The sequence below is a fragment of the Streptomyces sp. NPDC052064 genome, from assembly GCF_055585925.1.
The window spans coordinates 555,100-570,839 of sequence record NZ_JBVJJE010000003.1 but is presented as its reverse complement, the minus strand read 5'-3'; the positions used below and the strand labels follow the sequence as shown (position 1 = coordinate 570,839).

The 15,740-nt window shown below is 69.7% G+C and carries 15 protein-coding genes; 6 read left to right on the top strand and 9 right to left on the bottom strand.

The annotated features are described in order from the left end of the window. Positions 1-6: 6 nt before the first annotated feature. The 6 genes from ACZ6TU_RS10450 to ACZ6TU_RS10425 all read right to left on the bottom strand — a co-directional run bounded on the left by ACZ6TU_RS10450 (position 7) and on the right by ACZ6TU_RS10425 (position 5,763). Positions 7-1,263, bottom strand: coding sequence for a cysteine desulfurase (locus tag ACZ6TU_RS10450; protein ID WP_467673851.1), 1,257 nt, complete (start codon positions 1,261-1,263; stop codon positions 7-9). Then, a complete protein-coding gene (gene sufC, locus ACZ6TU_RS10445; protein ID WP_467673853.1) occupies positions 1,260-2,024 on the bottom strand; it encodes a Fe-S cluster assembly ATPase SufC in 765 nt (254 codons plus the stop codon). Before sufC ends, ACZ6TU_RS10450 begins: the two co-directional genes overlap by 4 nt. Positions 2,025-2,031: 7 nt before the next feature. Next, the gene (locus ACZ6TU_RS10440) at positions 2,032-2,349 is read right to left on the bottom strand and encodes a non-heme iron oxygenase ferredoxin subunit (protein WP_020273986.1); all 318 of its coding nucleotides are present in this window, start codon (positions 2,347-2,349) and stop codon (positions 2,032-2,034) included. Beyond that, positions 2,346-3,530, bottom strand: coding sequence for a Fe-S cluster assembly protein SufD (gene sufD / locus ACZ6TU_RS10435; RefSeq protein WP_467673855.1), 1,185 nt, complete (start codon positions 3,528-3,530; stop codon positions 2,346-2,348). Before sufD ends, ACZ6TU_RS10440 begins: the two co-directional genes overlap by 4 nt. A 62-nt stretch (positions 3,531-3,592) precedes the next feature. Beyond that, a complete protein-coding gene (sufB, locus tag ACZ6TU_RS10430) occupies positions 3,593-5,014 on the bottom strand; it encodes a Fe-S cluster assembly protein SufB (protein ID WP_020273984.1) in 1,422 nt (473 codons plus the stop codon). Beyond that, on the bottom strand, positions 5,011-5,763 hold the full coding sequence (locus tag ACZ6TU_RS10425) for a helix-turn-helix transcriptional regulator (RefSeq protein ID WP_467673857.1): 753 nt from the start codon (positions 5,761-5,763) through the stop codon (positions 5,011-5,013). Before ACZ6TU_RS10425 ends, sufB begins: the two co-directional genes overlap by 4 nt. 161 nt (positions 5,764-5,924) lie before the next feature. Between ACZ6TU_RS10425 and ACZ6TU_RS10420 the strand changes: the two genes are divergently transcribed. The 4 genes from ACZ6TU_RS10420 to ACZ6TU_RS10405 are packed head-to-tail and all read left to right on the top strand — an operon-like array spanning position 5,925 to position 9,554. Further along, a complete protein-coding gene (locus tag ACZ6TU_RS10420; RefSeq protein WP_467673859.1) occupies positions 5,925-6,773 on the top strand; it encodes an AAC(3) family N-acetyltransferase in 849 nt (282 codons plus the stop codon). Positions 6,774-6,804: 31 nt separating this feature from the next. Then, entirely contained in the window at positions 6,805-7,728 is a 924-nt protein-coding gene (locus ACZ6TU_RS10415) for an ABC transporter ATP-binding protein (protein WP_467673861.1), read from the top strand. Positions 7,729-7,745: 17 nt separating this feature from the next. Then, positions 7,746-8,501 carry an ABC transporter permease gene (locus ACZ6TU_RS10410; protein WP_467674414.1) on the top strand — a complete coding sequence of 252 codons (756 nt, stop codon included), beginning with the start codon at positions 7,746-7,748 and terminating at the stop codon, positions 8,499-8,501. Between the two features lie 3 nt (positions 8,502-8,504). Beyond that, positions 8,505-9,554: a COX15/CtaA family protein gene (locus ACZ6TU_RS10405; protein ID WP_467673863.1), complete on the top strand. Its 1,050-nt coding sequence runs from the start codon at positions 8,505-8,507 to the stop codon at positions 9,552-9,554. Here ACZ6TU_RS10405 and ACZ6TU_RS10400 read toward each other — a convergent pair. The 3 genes from ACZ6TU_RS10400 to ACZ6TU_RS10390 all read right to left on the bottom strand — a co-directional run bounded on the left by ACZ6TU_RS10400 (position 9,551) and on the right by ACZ6TU_RS10390 (position 12,115). Next, positions 9,551-10,657 carry an amidohydrolase family protein gene (locus ACZ6TU_RS10400; protein WP_467673865.1) on the bottom strand — a complete coding sequence of 369 codons (1,107 nt, stop codon included), beginning with the start codon at positions 10,655-10,657 and terminating at the stop codon, positions 9,551-9,553. The genes ACZ6TU_RS10405 and ACZ6TU_RS10400 overlap by 4 nt on opposite strands. Before the next feature lie 149 nt (positions 10,658-10,806). Continuing rightward, positions 10,807-11,139 carry a hypothetical protein gene (locus ACZ6TU_RS10395; protein ID WP_467673867.1) on the bottom strand — a complete coding sequence of 111 codons (333 nt, stop codon included), beginning with the start codon at positions 11,137-11,139 and terminating at the stop codon, positions 10,807-10,809. 58 nt (positions 11,140-11,197) lie between these two features. Beyond that, a complete protein-coding gene (locus ACZ6TU_RS10390) occupies positions 11,198-12,115 on the bottom strand; it encodes a heme o synthase (RefSeq protein WP_467673869.1) in 918 nt (305 codons plus the stop codon). Positions 12,116-12,498: 383 nt separating this feature from the next. On the opposite strand from ACZ6TU_RS10390, the gene tkt reads away from it, so the two are divergent. Together tkt and tal are read left to right on the top strand one after the other, a co-directional pair. Beyond that, positions 12,499-14,586: a transketolase gene (tkt, locus tag ACZ6TU_RS10385; RefSeq protein ID WP_467673870.1), complete on the top strand. Its 2,088-nt coding sequence runs from the start codon at positions 12,499-12,501 to the stop codon at positions 14,584-14,586. A 34-nt stretch (positions 14,587-14,620) separates the two neighbouring features. After that, positions 14,621-15,739, top strand: coding sequence for a transaldolase (gene tal / locus ACZ6TU_RS10380; RefSeq protein WP_467673872.1), 1,119 nt, complete (start codon positions 14,621-14,623; stop codon positions 15,737-15,739). Position 15,740 lies beyond the last annotated feature (1 nt).

Below are 15,740 nucleotides of genomic sequence, written 5' to 3'. Positions count from 1 at the left end.
CGCCCTTCAGCCGAAGAAGTTCCGTACGTGCTCCAGGCCGTCGACCAGCGCGTCGATCTCGGCCGGCGTGGAGTACAGATAGAACGACGCTCGCGTGGTCGCAGGAATTCCGTACCGCAGGCAGACGGGCCGCGCGCAATGGTGGCCGACCCGGACCGCGATGCCCTGTTCGTCGAGGACCTGGCCCACGTCGTGCGGGTGGATGTCCCCGAGGGTGAAGGAGATCGCCGCTCCGCGCTCCTCGGCCGTCGTCGGGCCGATGATGCGCAGGTCCGGGACCTCCAGCAGCCGCTTCACGGCGTACTCGGTCAGCGCGTGCTCATGGGCGAGGATCTTGTCCATGCCGATCGAGTTGAGGTAGTCGATCGCCGCGCCGAGACCGACCGCCTGGGCGACCGGCGGGGTGCCCGCCTCGAACTTGTGGGGCGCCGGGGCGTAGGTCGAGGAGTGCATCGAGACCGTCTCGATCATCTCCCCGCCGCCGAGGAACGGAGGCAGGTCCTCAAGGAGCTCCTGGCGGCCCCACAGGACGCCGATACCCGTCGGGCCGCACATCTTGTGGCCGGTGAAGGCCACGAAGTCGGCCTGGAGGGCCTGCACGTCCAGCGGCATGTGCGGCGCGGCCTGAGAGGCGTCGATGCAGACGAGCGCGCCGACCTCCTGGGCGCGGCGCACGATCGCCTCCACCGGGTTCTGGGTGCCCAGGATGTTGGAGACCAGCACGAAGGAGACGATCTTCGTCTTCTCGTTGATGACCTCGTCGATGTTGGACAGGTCCAGGCGGCCGTCGTCGGTCAGGCCGAACCACTTCAGCTTCGCGCCCGTGCGCTGCGCGAGCAGCTGCCACGGCACGATGTTGGAGTGGTGCTCCATCTCCGTGATGACGATCTCGGTGTCGGAGTCCACGCGGTAGGGCTCGTCGGCCCAGCCCAGCATGTTCGCCACGAGGTTGAGGGACTCCGAGGCGTTCTTGGTGAAGATCACCTCGTCGCGCGACGGCGCGTTGATGAACTCCGCGACCTTGTCACGCGCGCCCTCGTACAGCGCCGTGGCCTCCTCGGCGAGGACGTGCACGCCACGATGGACGTTGGCGTTGTAGCGCTCGTAGTACTCGTTGAGGGCGTCCAGCACCTGGCGCGGCTTCTGGCTCGTCGCCGCGTTGTCCAGGTACACGAGCTTCTTACCGTCGTGGACCTGGCGGTCCAGGATGGGGAAGTCCTTGCGGATCGCCTCTGTGTCGAGGAGGCCCGGCAGCTGTGTCACGCGGATGCGCCACCCTTCGTGTATGCCTCGTAGCCCTCTTCCTCCAGCTTGTCGGCGAGCTCGGCGCCGCCGGACTCGACGATCCGGCCGCCGGAGAAGACGTGCACGTGGTCGGGCTTGATGTAGCGGAGGATGCGCGTGTAGTGCGTGATCAGCAGGGTGCCGACCTCGCCCGTGTCGCGGACGCGGTTCACGCCCTCCGACACGACGCGCAGCGCGTCGACGTCCAGGCCGGAGTCGGTCTCGTCGAGGACCGCGATCTTCGGCTTGAGCAGCTCCAGCTGGAGGATCTCGTGGCGCTTCTTCTCACCGCCGGAGAAGCCCTCGTTGACGTTGCGCTCGGCGAAGGACGGGTCGATGTTGAGGCGCTCCATGGCCTCCTTGACCTCCTTCACCCAGGTGCGCAGCTTGGGGGCCTCGCCGCGGACGGCGGTCGCGGAGGTGCGCAGGAAGTTCGACACGGAGACACCCGGGACCTCGACCGGGTACTGCATGGCGAGGAACAGGCCGGCGCGGGCGCGCTCGTCGACGGACATCTCCAGGACGTCCTCGCCGTCGAGGGTGACGGTGCCGCCGGTGATCGTGTACTTCGGGTGTCCCGCGAGGGAGTAGGCGAGGGTCGACTTGCCCGAGCCGTTGGGGCCCATGATGGCGTGCGTCTCGCCCTGCTTCACGGTGAGGTCGACACCCTTGAGGATTTCCTTCGTGCCGTTCTCGACCTCGACGGTGACGTGCAGGTCTCGGATTTCAAGCGTTGCCATGGGTGCCTCAGGACTCCTGGGTGAGGGAGACGAGCACGTCGTCCCCTTCGATCTTTACGGGGTATACGGGGACGGGGCGCGTCGCGGGAAGGGCGTCGGGCTTACCGGAGCGGAGGTCGAAGCGCGAGCCGTGCAGCCAGCACTCGATGTGGCAGTCGTCGACCTCGCCCTCCGACAGGGAGACGTTCGCGTGCGAGCAGATGTCGTGGATCGCGAACACCTCCCCTTCGGTCTGCACGATGGACACGGGCGTGCCGTCGAGTTCCACCCGCTTCGGGGTGTCCTCCTCCAGCTCGCCGAGTCCACAGGCGCGTACGAAGGTCATCCGACCGCCGCCTCCAGCTCCTCCTCGATCTTGGCGATCAGGCGCTCCTCGATGTCCGGGAGGCCGATCTGCTGGACCAGCTCGGCGAAGAAGCCGCGGACCACCAGGCGGCGGGCCTCGTGCTCCGGGATGCCGCGGGCCATGAGGTAGAAGAGCTGTTCGTCGTCGAAGCGGCCGGTGGCCGAGGCGTGGCCGGCGCCGACGATCTCGCCGGTCTCGATCTCGAGGTTCGGTACGGAGTCCACGCGCGCGCCGTCCGTGAGGACCAGGTTGCGGTTCATCTCGTACGTGTCCGTGCCCTCGGCCGCGGCCTCGATGAGCACGTCGCCGATCCACACCGCGTGCGCGTCGTCGCCCTGGAGCGCGCCCTTGTAGACGGCGTTCGACTTGCAGTGCGGGACGTTGTGGTCGACCAGGAGGCGGTGCTCCTGGTGCTGGCCGCGGTCGGTGAAGTACAGGCCGAACAGCTCGGCCTCGCCGCCGGGGCCGGCGTACCGCACGCGCGGGTGCAGCCGGACGAGGTCGCCGCCGAAGGTGACGACGACCGACTTGAAGGAGGCGTCGCGGCCGACGAGCGTGTTGTGCTGGGCGACGTGGACGGCCTTGTCGTCCCAGTCCTGGACGCAGACGACGGTCAGCTTGGCGCCGTCGCCCAGGAGGTAGTCGACGTTGGCGGCGAGCACCGCGTCACCGGTGTGGTCGATGACCACGACGGCCTCGGCGAAGGCGCCCAGCTCGATCACCTGGTGGCCGAAGGCGGTGCCGCCCTCGCCGTGCACCGCGATGCGGATCGGCTCGGTGAGGACGGTCTCCTTCGGCACGGTCACGACCGAGGCCTTCTCGAAGGCGGAGTAGGCCTGGGCGGCGACGCGGTCCACCGGGGTGCCCGCCTTGCCGAGCCGCGCGTCGTCACGGCCGACGGTCGCGACGGTGACGCCCTCGGGGGCCTGGACGTCGACCTTCACGCCGTTGCCGGTGGCGACGGCGGTGCCGTCGTGCAGGCCGCGCAGGCGCTCCAGCGGGGTGAACCGCCACTCCTCCTCACGGCCGTGCGGAACGGGGAAGTCCGCCACGTCGAAGGAGGGGGGCGCGCTCATGCGGGTGGCGACGGTCGACTCGGCCGCCACCGCGATCGAGCCGGTGGTGGTCGAACCCACCGGGATGTTCTGAGCCTCAGCCATGGCTGTCGTAGTGCTCGCTTTCCGTTGCGTAAGGGGCTTGATGGGGACGGCAGGTGGCTGGGTCAGCCCACCGCGCCTTCCATCTGCAGCTCGATCAGCCGGTTGAGCTCCAGCGCGTACTCCATGGGGAGCTCCTTGGCGATGGGCTCGACGAAGCCGCGCACGATCATCGCCATCGCCTCGAACTCGCTCAGGCCGCGGCTCATCAGGTAGAAGAGCTGGTCCTCGGAGACCTTGGAGACAGTGGCCTCGTGGCCCATGGACACGTCGTCCTCGCGGACGTCCACGTAGGGGTAGGTGTCCGAGCGGGAGATCGTGTCGACCAGCAGCGCGTCACAGAGCACGTTCGACTTGGAGCCCGCGGCGCCCTCGCCGATCTCGATCAGGCCGCGGTAGGACGTGCGGCCGCCACCGCGCGCGACGGACTTCGACACGATGTTGGACGACGTGTTCGGCGCCATGTGGACCATCTTGGCGCCCGCGTCCTGGTGCTGGCCCTCGCCGGCGAAGGCGATGGACAGCGTCTCGCCCTTGGCGTGCTCACCCATCAGGTAGACGGCCGGGTACTTCATCGTCACCTTGGAGCCGATGTTGCCGTCGACCCACTCCATGGTCGCGCCCTCGTAGGCCACGGCGCGCTTGGTGACCAGGTTGTAGACGTTGTTCGACCAGTTCTGGATGGTCGTGTAGCGGCAGCGGGCGTTCTTCTTGACGATGATCTCGACGACCGCGGAGTGCAGCGAGTCCGACTTGTAGATCGGGGCGGTGCAGCCCTCGACGTAGTGCACGTAGGCACCCTCGTCGACGATGATCAGGGTCCGCTCGAACTGGCCCATGTTCTCCGTGTTGATGCGGAAGTAGGCCTGGAGCGGGATCTCCACGTGGACGCCCGGCGGCACGTAGATGAAGGAGCCGCCCGACCACACGGCGGAGTTCAGCGACGCGAACTTGTTGTCGCCGACGGGGATGACGGTCCCGAAGTACTCCTTGAAGAGCTCCGGGTGCTCCTTCAGGGCCGTGTCGGTGTCGAGGAAGATGACGCCCTGCTCCTCCAGGTCCTCACGGATCTGGTGGTAGACGACCTCCGACTCGTACTGCGCGGCGACACCGGCGACGAGGCGGTTCTTCTCGGCCTCGGGGATGCCCAGCTTGTCGTACGTGTTCTTGATGTCCTCGGGCAGGTCCTCCCAGGAGGCCGCCTGCTTCTCCGTGGAGCGCACGAAGTACTTGATGTTGTCGAAGTCGATCCCCGACAGGTCCGAGCCCCAGTTCGGCATGGGCTTCTTCTCGAACAGGCGCAGGCCCTTGAGGCGGAGCTTGGTCATCCACTCCGGCTCGTTCTTCTTGGCGGAGATGTCGCGGACGACGTCCTCGTTGATGCCGCGCTTGGCAGAGGCGCCGGCCGTGTCGGAGTCGGCCCAGCCGTATTCGTACTTGCCCAGGCCCTCGAGCTCAGGGTGGGCAGTCTCCGTGGGGAGAGTCATGCGGGGTTCCTCCCGGCCGTGCTTGCAGATGCGTTGTGGGAAATCTTGGGGATGAACGTCGTGCAGACGCCGTCGCCGTGCGCGATGGTGGCGAGCCGCTGTACGTGCGTACCGAGCAGCTCGGCGAAAAATTCCGTCTCCGCCTCGCACAGTTGCGGGAACTGCTCGGCGACGTGGGCGACCGGGCAGTGGTGCTGGCAGAGCTGCTCACCCTTCTGGGGGTGGGGCGCACTGCGCGCCGTAGCAGCGTACCCGTCCGCGCTCAGCGCCTTGGCCAGCGCTTCCGTCCGCTGCTCGGGCGCGGCGGCCTCGACCGCGTCGCGGTACGCGCCCGCCTGCGCGGCGATCCTGGCGCGAGCGAAGGCGGCGATCGCCTCGTTCCCGCCCTCGCGGTCGGCGATCCAGCGCAGCGCGTCCGCCGCGAGCTTGTCGTACGACTGGTCGAAGGCGTCCCGGCCACAGTCGGTCAGGGCGAACACCTTGGCCGGACGGCCGCGGGTGCGTGCGCCGTAGACGCGCTGCTCGCGTGCCTCCACGACACCGTCGCCCGCGAGGGCGTCGAGGTGCCGACGTACGGCCGCCTGGGTGAGCCCCAGCCGCTCGGCGAGCTCGGCGACGGTCGACGGGCCGTGGTCCAGGATGGACCGCGCGACTCGGTTGCGGGTGGACCGGTCCGAGCGCAACCCAGCCGCGAGCTCCTCCTGAGGGGGCCCCGTGGGGGTCTCCCGAGCCTCGCCGACGTTTTTCACAACGCCATTGTTGCGTAATTCATCGGGGCCGGGCAAGCCGCGTCCGGCCACCCGGAAGGTGCGCTGCATCACTTAGGTAAACCTAATCTGACCTGCGGAAATGATCTCCGATCGATCAAACCGGTGGCATGCCGAAGCCGCTTGGGGGACACTCCCGAACCATGTCCACACCCCCTCCGACCGGCCCTCTTGTCACCCGGGACGCACTGCGTGCCGAGTTGCGCGAGCTGGGCGTGCGGCCCGGCGAGACCCTCCTCGTGCACTCCTCGCTCAGCTCCCTCGGCTGGGTCAACGGCGGCGCCGTCGCGGTCGTACAGGGACTGCTCGACGCGCTCGGCCCGGAGGGCACGCTGGTGGTTCCGACGCAGACCGGCGACCTCTCCGACCCCGCTGTGTGGGGCAACCCGCCCGTGCCCCCGGAATGGTGGGCGGACATCCGCGCCACGATGCCCGCCTACGACCCCCGGATCACCCCCACGCGCGGTGTCGGCGTCGTCCCCGAAACCGTGCGCACCTGGCCCGGAGCGCTGCGCAGCGCCCATCCGCAGACCTCGTTCGCGGCGGTCGGCCCGCGCGCGGCGGAGGTGATCGAGGGCCACGTACCCGACTGCCGGCTCGGCGAGCGCAGCCCGCTCGCGAAGCTGGAGGCCATGGGCGCCCGGGTCCTGCTGCTCGGCGCCGGCTACGCCTCCTGCACCAGCTTCCACCTCGCCGAGTACCGGATACCGTCCCCGCGCGTCGCCGTGGGCCGGCCGGGCCCCGACGGCTGGGAGACCGTGACCGAGGTGTCGATCAGCTCGGACCGGTTCGACGAGCTGGGCTACGACTTCGAGCGGGACTGTCCCGTCGTGCGCGGAAAGGTGGGGGCGGCCGAGGCGCGGCTGTTCCCGGTGGCGGACGCGGTGGCCTACGCCGAGCGCTGGCTGGCGGTCCACCGGCCCCGTGAGGAGGAGTTCCCGCACCCTCCCCCGCTCTCGGCTCCGCTCCAGCGGGGGGACCCCCAGGCCTGAGCCCCCGCCCACGAACCTAGACTCTGGACCCATGCGAAGTGAGCCCGTGGTCCAGGTCCAGGCCCTGGTGAAGCGGTACGGCACGAAGACCGCGGTGGACGGGCTCGACCTGGTGGCCCGGCCGGGTGTGACCGCCGTACTCGGCCCCAACGGGGCAGGCAAGACGACCACGGTCGAGACCTGCGAGGGGTACCGGAAGCCGGACTCCGGCACGGTGCGCGTCCTGGGCCTCGACCCGGTGAGACAGTCCCGGGACCTGCGGCCCCGCATCGGCGTGATGCTCCAGTCCGGCGGCGTCTACTCGGGCTCCAGGGCCGACGAGATGCTCCGCCACGTGGCCAGGCTGCACGCCCACCCCCTGGACGTGGACGCGCTCGTCGAACGCCTGGGGCTCGGCTCCTGCGGCCGTACGACCTACCGTCGGCTGTCGGGCGGGCAGCAGCAGCGGCTCGCCCTCGCGATGGCCGTCGTCGGGCGCCCCGAGCTGGTGTTCCTGGACGAGCCGACCGCCGGGCTCGACCCGCAGGCCCGCCGCGCCACCTGGGACCTGGTCCGGGACCTGCGCGCCGACGGCGTATCCGTGATCCTCACGACGCACTACATGGACGAGGCCGAGCAGCTCGCCGACGACGTGGCGATCATCGACGCGGGCCGGGTCATCGCCCAGGGCTCCCCGGAGGAGCTGTGCCGCGGCGGCGCCGAGAACACCCTCCGCTTCTCGGGCCGACCCGGCCTGGACGTCGGCTCGCTGCTGAAGGCCCTGCCCGCCGACTGCTCGGCCGCCGAGCTGACGCCGGGTTCGTACCGGGTCGTCGGCAAGGTCGACCCCCAGCTGCTCGCGACGGTCACCTCCTGGTGCGCCCAGCACGGCGTGATGCCGGAGAAGATCTCGGTGGAGCGGCACACCCTCGAAGACGTGTTCTTGGAGCTCACCGGCAAGGAGCTGCGCTCGTGACCGCCACCGGCACCGGGATGTACACGCCGAAGCCCGGCGCGGCGCCCCTCCCCCGCATGATCGCGGCCCAGGCCGTGCTCGAGACGAAGATGCTGCTGCGCAACGGCGAGCAGCTGCTGCTGACCGTCGTCATCCCGACCCTGCTCCTGGCGCTCTTCAGCACCGTGGACATCGTCGACACGGGTGCCGGCGAGGCCGTCGACTTCCTCGCCCCCGGCATCCTCGCGCTCGCGGTGATGTCGACGGCGTTCACGGGGCAGGCGATCGCGACCGGCTTCGAGCGCCGCTACGGCGTCCTGAAGCGGCTCGCCTCCTCGCCTCTGCCGCGCTGGGGCCTGATGACGGCGAAGACGCTGTCCGTGCTGGTCACCGAGGTGCTCCAGGTGGTCCTGCTGACGGTGATCGCCTTGGCGCTCGGCTGGTCGCCGCAGGGCAACCCGTTCGCCGTCCTGCTTCTCCTGCTCCTCGGTACGGCGGCCTTCTCGGGCCTCGGCCTGCTGATGGCCGGGACGCTGAAGGCCGAGGCGACGCTGGCCGCCGCCAACCTGGTGTTCCTGCTGCTGCTCGTCGGCGGCGGGGTCATCGTGCCGCTCGACAAGTTCCCCTCCGCCGCGCAGGACGTGCTCGGCCTGCTGCCCATCTCGGCCCTGTCCGACGGCCTGCGGGACGTGCTCCAGCACGGGGCGGGGATGCCCTGGGCCGACCTGGGGATCCTGGGCGTCTGGGCGGTCGTGGGGCTGGCGGCGGCCGGACGGTTCTTCCGCTGGGAGTAGGCCATGACGGACCCTCGTGAAAGCGTGCACAAGCGGCGCCCTACGATGGGTCGCGTGCCAAAAGTGACCCGCGCCGACGCCAGGGCGGCCCTGCGCAACCCGCTCGCCTTCATCGCCGAGCGCTGGACCCCGGAACCCCGGACGGTCCAGCGCGCGGCCCTCTCCGCAATCGTGATGTCGGTGCTCATCGTGGTCACCGGCGGAGCCGTACGGCTGACCGGCTCGGGCCTCGGCTGCCCGACCTGGCCCAAGTGCACCGACGACTCGCTCACCGCCACCAGCGCGATGGGCTTCCACGGCGCCATCGAGTTCGGCAACCGCATGCTGACGTACGTGCTGTGCGCCGCCGTCGGCTGGGCGATCATCGCGGCGCGCTCGCAGAAGCCGTACCGGCGCAGCCTGACCCGGCTTGGCTGGACGCAGTTCTGGATCGTGATGAGCAACGCGGTGCTCGGCGGCATCGTGGTGCTGGTCGGTCTCAACCCGTACACGGTCGCGGCCCACTTCGTGGCGACGTCCGCGCTCATCGCGGTGGCCACGGTGATGTGGCAGCGCGCCCGTGAGGGCGACACGGCACCGCGCCCGCTGGTCGGCACGGCCGTGCAGCAGCTGGTGTGGTTCCTGACCGCGGCCGCCGTCCTGCTCATCCTGGTCGGCACGGTGGTCACCGGCGCGGGCCCGCACGCCGGCGACTCCAGCGAGGTCGAGCGGATGCCGGTCGACTGGGAGACGGTGAGCAAGCTGCACGCCGTGCTGGCGTGGATCGTGGTGACACTGACGTTCGCCCTGTGGTTCGTCCTCAAGGCGGTCGACGCGCCGCGCGGCCCGCTGAACCGCACCCGCGAACTGTTCCTGATCCTGCTCGCGCAGGGCGTCATCGGCTACGTCCAGTACTTCACGGACCTGCCCGAGGTCCTGGTCGGCCTGCACATGTTCGGCTCGGCCGTGATGTGGATCTGGGTGCTGCGGGTGGTGCTGTCGTTGCGCGAAAGGCCGGAGACCGTGGCCGACGTGCCCGGCCCCTCGACCGAGGCCACCCTGACCAAGGCCTAGTCAAGCCCGTAGACCCTGCGCGCGTTCGCCGACGCCAGCATGCCCGCCACCCGCTGCGCGTCGGCCAGGGACCACGCGCCCTCGGCGACCCAGGTGCCGAGCACCCGGCCGAGCGCCTCGCGGAACAGCCGGGCGCCCACCACGTGCAGCTCGGGCAGCCCCTGGGCGCCGGTGGAGAAGAGGATCTTGCCGAAAGGGGCCAGCTCCAGGATCTCCGCGAGGACGGTCGCGGCGCGGGCGCCGGTGCGGACCAGGGCCGCGCCGGAGTCGACGTGGACGTGCGGGAAGACACCGGCCAGGTGGGCGGCGTTCCGGTGGTACGGGTAGCTGTGCAGCAGGACCAGGTCCGTGCCGAGGCCGGCCGTGGCCCGTACGAAGTCCGTCAGCAGCACCGGATCCGTACGGTCGATCCGCAGGCCCGGCGCACCGAGCCCCGCGTGCAGCTGGAGCGGCAGCCCCGAGGCGACGGCGCTCCACAGCAGGTGCCGCAGCAGCACGGGGTCGCTCAGCTCCCCGCCGACACCGCGCCCCGCGAGCCAGCGGCCGACGGCCCCCCGTACCTCCCCCGGCCCGGGCGGCTCCGGCGCGAGGGCGAGGCCGTGCCGTACACCCGCGACCGAGGTGAAGGCGACGGCGTTCGCGGCGGCGGCGTGCACGGACTCGGCGAGGTTGGCGAGGAAGGACTCGACGGTCCCGGAGGTGTCGGCGACCTGCTCGGCGAGCAGCTCCAGCCGCACGATCTCGCGGGCCTCGGCGGCTCCGGCGGAGGCCAGTTCGCCGGGTTCGGTCAGATCACCGGGCAGGCCCGTGTCGACCAGGTACGTCGTGATGCCGCTGCCGCGCAGGAGCCGGCGGGCGGACTCCACGACGCCCAGTTCGCGGCGGCGGGCCAGGTAGGGGGCGGGCGCGCAGTGCGGTTCGAGGCCGAGCAGGGGTGGGCACCAGCGCCTCACGGCGAAGCCGGTCTGGGTGTCGAAGAGGGTGGTGCCGGGGGCGGGCGGGCCCTCCGTGCGGGAGAGGTGGGCCTCGAAGGTTCCGAGGCCCAGCTCTGTGCGCAGCACTCCGTGGCAGTACTGGTCCACTAGGGACGGCGTTTCGATCATCCGGGCTCCCCGGGGTGGACCCTGTTGTTCCTAAGGGTCCTAACGGGTGAACCGGGGTTCAGGTCGCGGGCCGTCGTGGGAGGCGGTGGTTTGTTCGGCGGGTGCGGGCAGTGTGTCGTTGCTCGCGCAGTTCCCCGCGCCCCTTCGGGTCAGTCGTTCTTGGGGCCGCCCACCTGGATCCCCGCCATGCGCGACCACTCGTAGGGGCCCGTCTTCACCTTGGCCGCGAACTCGCCGTCGAAGGACTCGTGGGCCGTGATGCCGGACTTCTCCACGGCCTTCTCGGCGATCTCGTAGGACGGGGCGACCAGGTCGCCCCAGTTGCCGTCCTCGCCGACCAGGACGATGCGGGCACCGCGTTCGCCGAGGTGGGCGACCTGTCCCTCGGCGCCGCCGTGGGCCTTGGAGAAGGCGCTGATCTGCTTGGCGAGCCGGGCCACCTTGCGCTCGGCCTTCGGGTCAACCTGCTGCGTGTCTGCCATGGTGGGGATGCTACTCACGAGTAGATCGACTGGCGAGAGCAGGGCCCTGTGACGTGCGTCAGCGCAGGAAGGGGTCGACCGCGACCGCCACGAACAGCAGCGAGACGTACGTGATCGACCAGTGGAACAGGCGCATCTCCTTCAGCTTCGCGCCCGTCACCTCCGCCTTCGCGCGGTTCTGCAGGCCGTGCGCCTCCCAGAGCCAGAAGCCGCCCGCCAGCACGGCGACCGCCGTGTAGAACCAGCCGGTGTAGCCGAGCGGGGTCAGCAGGAGCGAGACGGCGACCATGACCCAGCTGTAGATCACGATCTGCTTGGCGACCACCTTGTTGGAGGCGACCACCGGCAGCATCGGCACACCCACGCGCGCGTAGTCCTCCTTCACCTTCATGGAGAGCGGCCAGTAGTGCGGCGGCGTCCAGAAGAACATGACGAGGAACAGGATGATCGGCGCCCACGACATGGAGTTCGTGACCGAGGACCAGCCGATCAGCACGGGCAGGCATCCGGCGATGCCGCCCCACACGATGTTCTGCGAGGTGCGGCGCTTGAGGATCATCGTGTAGACGACGACATAGAAGAGGAGAGCGCCGAGGGAGAGCCAGGCGCTCAGCCAGTTCACGGTGAGGCCGAACAGCAGCGTCGAGGCGACGGCCAGGGTGACGCCGAAGGCGAGGCACTCGCGCGGGCTGACCATGCCGGTGACCAGCGGCCGCTGCGAGGTGCGGTCCATCAGGGCGTCGATGTCGCGGTCGATGTACATGTTGAGCGCGTTGGCGCCGCCCGCGGACATGTAACCGCCGACGCAGGTCAGCAGCACCAGCGTCAGGTCGGGCACACCCTGCTGCGCCAGGAACATCACCGGGACGGTGGTGATCAGCAGCAGCTCGATGATCCGCGGCTTGGTGAGAGCCACGAACCCCTTGACACGGGCCCCGAACGGCCGGTGGGCCGGGCTCTGGTCCGTCCCGATCATCCCCGCTGGACGGGATTCAACGGCCGTCACGCACACCCCTACAGAGACATCCCAGCAAGCCTCACCCGTGTGAAGTACCGGTAAAGGCTCGCGCGTACCACGCCACTTTAGACGTTGCCCAGAGTCGGACATTCGCGGGGGTCGGGTCGTGTTGGGGGGCGGCTTCCGAAGGGCGCGTGGGAGCTCGATTGAGCACCCGGATGAGCGGCTCCGTATTCACATGCCGAATGGGATACGGCCCAGTCAGGAGGCGGATCCAAACGAGTCCCGGCACTCTGGAGCGACTCGAAAGAACGCACGTCCCACGGGGGTAGGCTCGGCTGCGGCCGGTGGACGCCCCGATACACCGGCATCCGACATGTGGAGAGGAGCCCTGACCCAGGGTGAGCACCAAGCCGACCACAACAGACCTCGAGTGGACCGAGTTGGACCAGCGGGCCGTCGACACCGCGCGTGTCCTGGCCGCCGATGCCGTACAGAAGGTCGGTAACGGCCATCCGGGTACGGCGATGAGTCTCGCGCCTGCCGCCTACACCCTCTTCCAGAAGGTGATGCGGCACGACCCGGCGGACGCCGACTGGGTGGGGCGGGACCGCTTCGTGCTGTCCGCCGGCCACTCGTCCCTGACCCTCTACACCCAGCTGTACCTGGCCGGTTTCGGTCTGGAGCTGGACGATCTGAAGTCTTTCCGCACGTGGGGTTCGAAGACGCCGGGTCACCCCGAGTACGGGCACACGACCGGTGTGGAGACGACGACCGGCCCGCTCGGGCAGGGTGTCGCCAACGCGGTGGGCATGGCGATGGCCGCCCGCTACGAGCGTGGTCTGTTCGACCCGGAGGCCCCCGAGGGCGAGTCGCCCTTCGATCACTTCGTCTACTGCGTCGCCGGTGACGGCTGCCTCCAGGAGGGCATCTCCGCCGAGGCGTCCTCGCTGGCGGGTCACCAGAAGCTGGGCAATCTGATCCTGCTGTGGGACGACAACCACATCTCGATCGAGGGCGACACGGAGACGGCCGTCTCCGAGGACACCGCTCTGCGCTACGAGGCCTACGGCTGGCATGTGCAGCGGGTGGAGCCGCAGGAGAACGGCGACCTGGACCCGGCCGCGATCTTCGAGGCGATCCAGAAGGCCAAGGCGGTCACGGACAAGCCGTCGTTCATCGCGATGCGCTCGATCATCGCCTGGCCGGCCCCGAACGCGCAGAACACCGAGGCCGCGCACGGCTCGGCGCTGGGCGAGGACGAGGTCGCCGCGACCAAGCGGGTGCTGGGCTTCGACCCGGAGCAGAGCTTCGAGGTCGCCGATGAGGTCATCGCGCACACCCGCAAGGCGCTGGAGCGGGGCCAGGCGGCCCGCGCGGTGTGGGAGAAGGCGTACCAGCAGTGGCGGGACAACAACCCCGAGCGCGCCGCCGAGTACGACCGGATCGCCAAGGGTGAGCTGCCCACCGGCTGGGAGGAGAAGATCCCGGTCTTCGAGGTCGGCAAGGGTGTGGCCACACGTGCCGCCTCCGGCAAGATCCTCCAGGCCCTCGGCGCGGTCGTTCCCGAGCTGTGGGGTGGCTCGGCCGACCTGGCCGGCTCCAACAACACCACGATCGACAAGACCAGCTCCTTCCTCCCTGCGGACAACCCGCTGCCGGAGGCGGACCCGTACGGCCGCACGATCCACTTCGGTATCCGCGAGCACGCGATGGCCGCCGAGATGAACGGCATCGCGCTGCACGGCAACACCCGTATCTACGGCGGCACGTTCCTGGTCTTCTCCGACTACATGCGCAACGCGGTGCGGCTGTCGGCGCTGATGCACCTGCCGGTGACGTACGTGTGGACGCACGACTCCATCGGCCTGGGCGAGGACGGCCCGACCCACCAGCCCGTCGAGCACCTGGCCTCGCTGCGCGCCATCCCGGGCCTGAACATCGTCCGGCCCGCCGACGCCAACGAGACCGCCATCGCCTGGCGCGAGATCCTGGGGCGCTGGACGAAGGAGTTCGGCAAGGGCCAGCCGCACGGTCTGGCGCTGACGCGTCAGGGTGTGCCGACCTACGAGCCCAACGACGATGCCGCCAAGGGCGGTTACGTCCTGTTCGAGGCCGACGGCGGCGAGCCCGAGGTCATCCTCATCGCCACCGGCTCGGAGGTGCATGTCGCCGTCGAGGCGCGCGAGCAGCTCCAGGGCGCCGGCGTGCCCACCCGCGTGGTGTCCATGCCGTCGGTGGAGTGGTTCGAGCAGCAGGACCAGGGGTACCGGGACAGCGTTCTGCCGCCGTCCGTCAAGGCTCGTGTCGCGGTGGAGGCCGGGATCGGCCTGACGTGGCACAAGTACGTCGGGGACGCCGGCCGCATCGTTTCCCTGGAGCACTTCGGTGCTTCGGCCGACGGCAAGGTCCTTTTCCGTGAGTTCGGCTTCACTGCCGAGAACGTCGCCGCCGCCGCGCGGGAATCGATCGCCGCAGCTCAGCGCTGACGCTTATATACGACACGTAGGAGATGGAATTTCCATGACAGACGCACTCAAGCGCCTCTCCGAGGAAGGCGTGGCGATCTGGCTGGACGACCTGTCGCGCAAGCGGATCACGTCCGGCAACCTCGCCGAGCTGCTCGACCAGCAGCACGTCGTGGGCGTCACGACCAACCCGTCGATCTTCCAGAAGGCGATCTCGCAGGGCGACGGCTACGACACGCAGCTGACCGACCTCGCCGCCCGCAAGGTCACCGTCGAAGAGGCCATCCGCATGATCACCACGGCGGACGTCCGCGACGCCGCCGATGTCCTGCGCCCCGTCTTCGACGCCACCGGCGGCAAGGACGGCCGGGTGTCGATCGAGGTCGACCCGCGGCTGGCGCACAACACGCGGGCGACGGTCGCCGAGGCCAAGCAGCTCGCCTGGCTGGTGGACCGGCCCAACACCCTCATCAAGATCCCGGCGACCGAGGCGGGTATCCCGGCCATCGCCGAGACCATCGGCCTGGGCATCAGCGTCAACGTCACGCTGATCTTCTCGCTGGAGCGCTACCGCCTGGTCATGGACGCGTTCCTGACCGGCCTGGAGAAGGCCAAGGAGCGCGGCCTGGACCTGTCGCAGATCCACTCGGTGGCGTCGTTCTTCGTCTCCCGCGTCGACACCGAGATCGACAAGCGGATCGACGCGCTCGGCACCGACGAGGCCAGGGCTCTGCGCGGCAAGGCCGCCATCGCGAACGCCCGTCTGGCCTACCAGGCGTACGAGGAGGTCTTCTCCTCGGACCGCTGGAACACCCTGGAGAAGGCGGGCGCCAACAAGCAGCGTCCGCTGTGGGCGTCCACCGGCGTGAAGGACAAGGCGTACAAGGACACCATGTACGTCACCGAGCTGGTCGCGCCGAACACGGTGAACACCATGCCGGAGGCGACCCTGTACGCCACCGAGGAGCACGGCGAGATCACCGGCAACACCGTCGTCGGCACGTACGAGCAGGCCCGCGCCGACCTCGACGCAGTCGAGAGGCTCGGGATCAAGTACGACGACGTGGTGCGGCTGCTGGAGGAGGAGGGCGTCGAGAAGTTCGAGGCGTCCTGGACCGACCTGCTGAAGTCGACCGAGGCCGAGCTTCAGCGCCTCGCCCCCTCGGAGGGCTGAA

Coding starts and splice junctions, on each gene's coding strand:
- ACZ6TU_RS10415 (WP_467673861.1), top strand. CDS start 6,805: ATGCGAAGTGAGCCCGTGGTCCAGGTCCAGGCCCTGGTGAAGCGGTAC.
- tal (WP_467673872.1), top strand. CDS start 14,621: ATGACAGACGCACTCAAGCGCCTCTCCGAGGAAGGCGTGGCGATCTGG.
- ACZ6TU_RS10395 (WP_467673867.1), bottom strand. CDS start 11,139: ATGGCAGACACGCAGCAGGTTGACCCGAAGGCCGAGCGCAAGGTGGCC.
- ACZ6TU_RS10420 (WP_467673859.1), top strand. CDS start 5,925: ATGTCCACACCCCCTCCGACCGGCCCTCTTGTCACCCGGGACGCACTG.
- sufC (WP_467673853.1), bottom strand. CDS start 2,024: ATGGCAACGCTTGAAATCCGAGACCTGCACGTCACCGTCGAGGTCGAG.
- sufB (WP_020273984.1), bottom strand. CDS start 5,014: ATGACTCTCCCCACGGAGACTGCCCACCCTGAGCTCGAGGGCCTGGGC.
- ACZ6TU_RS10440 (WP_020273986.1), bottom strand. CDS start 2,349: ATGACCTTCGTACGCGCCTGTGGACTCGGCGAGCTGGAGGAGGACACC.
- ACZ6TU_RS10410 (WP_467674414.1), top strand. CDS start 7,746: ATGTACACGCCGAAGCCCGGCGCGGCGCCCCTCCCCCGCATGATCGCG.
- ACZ6TU_RS10400 (WP_467673865.1), bottom strand. CDS start 10,657: ATGATCGAAACGCCGTCCCTAGTGGACCAGTACTGCCACGGAGTGCTG.
- sufD (WP_467673855.1), bottom strand. CDS start 3,530: ATGGCTGAGGCTCAGAACATCCCGGTGGGTTCGACCACCACCGGCTCG.
- ACZ6TU_RS10390 (WP_467673869.1), bottom strand. CDS start 12,115: ATGATCGGGACGGACCAGAGCCCGGCCCACCGGCCGTTCGGGGCCCGT.
- ACZ6TU_RS10405 (WP_467673863.1), top strand. CDS start 8,505: ATGACGGACCCTCGTGAAAGCGTGCACAAGCGGCGCCCTACGATGGGT.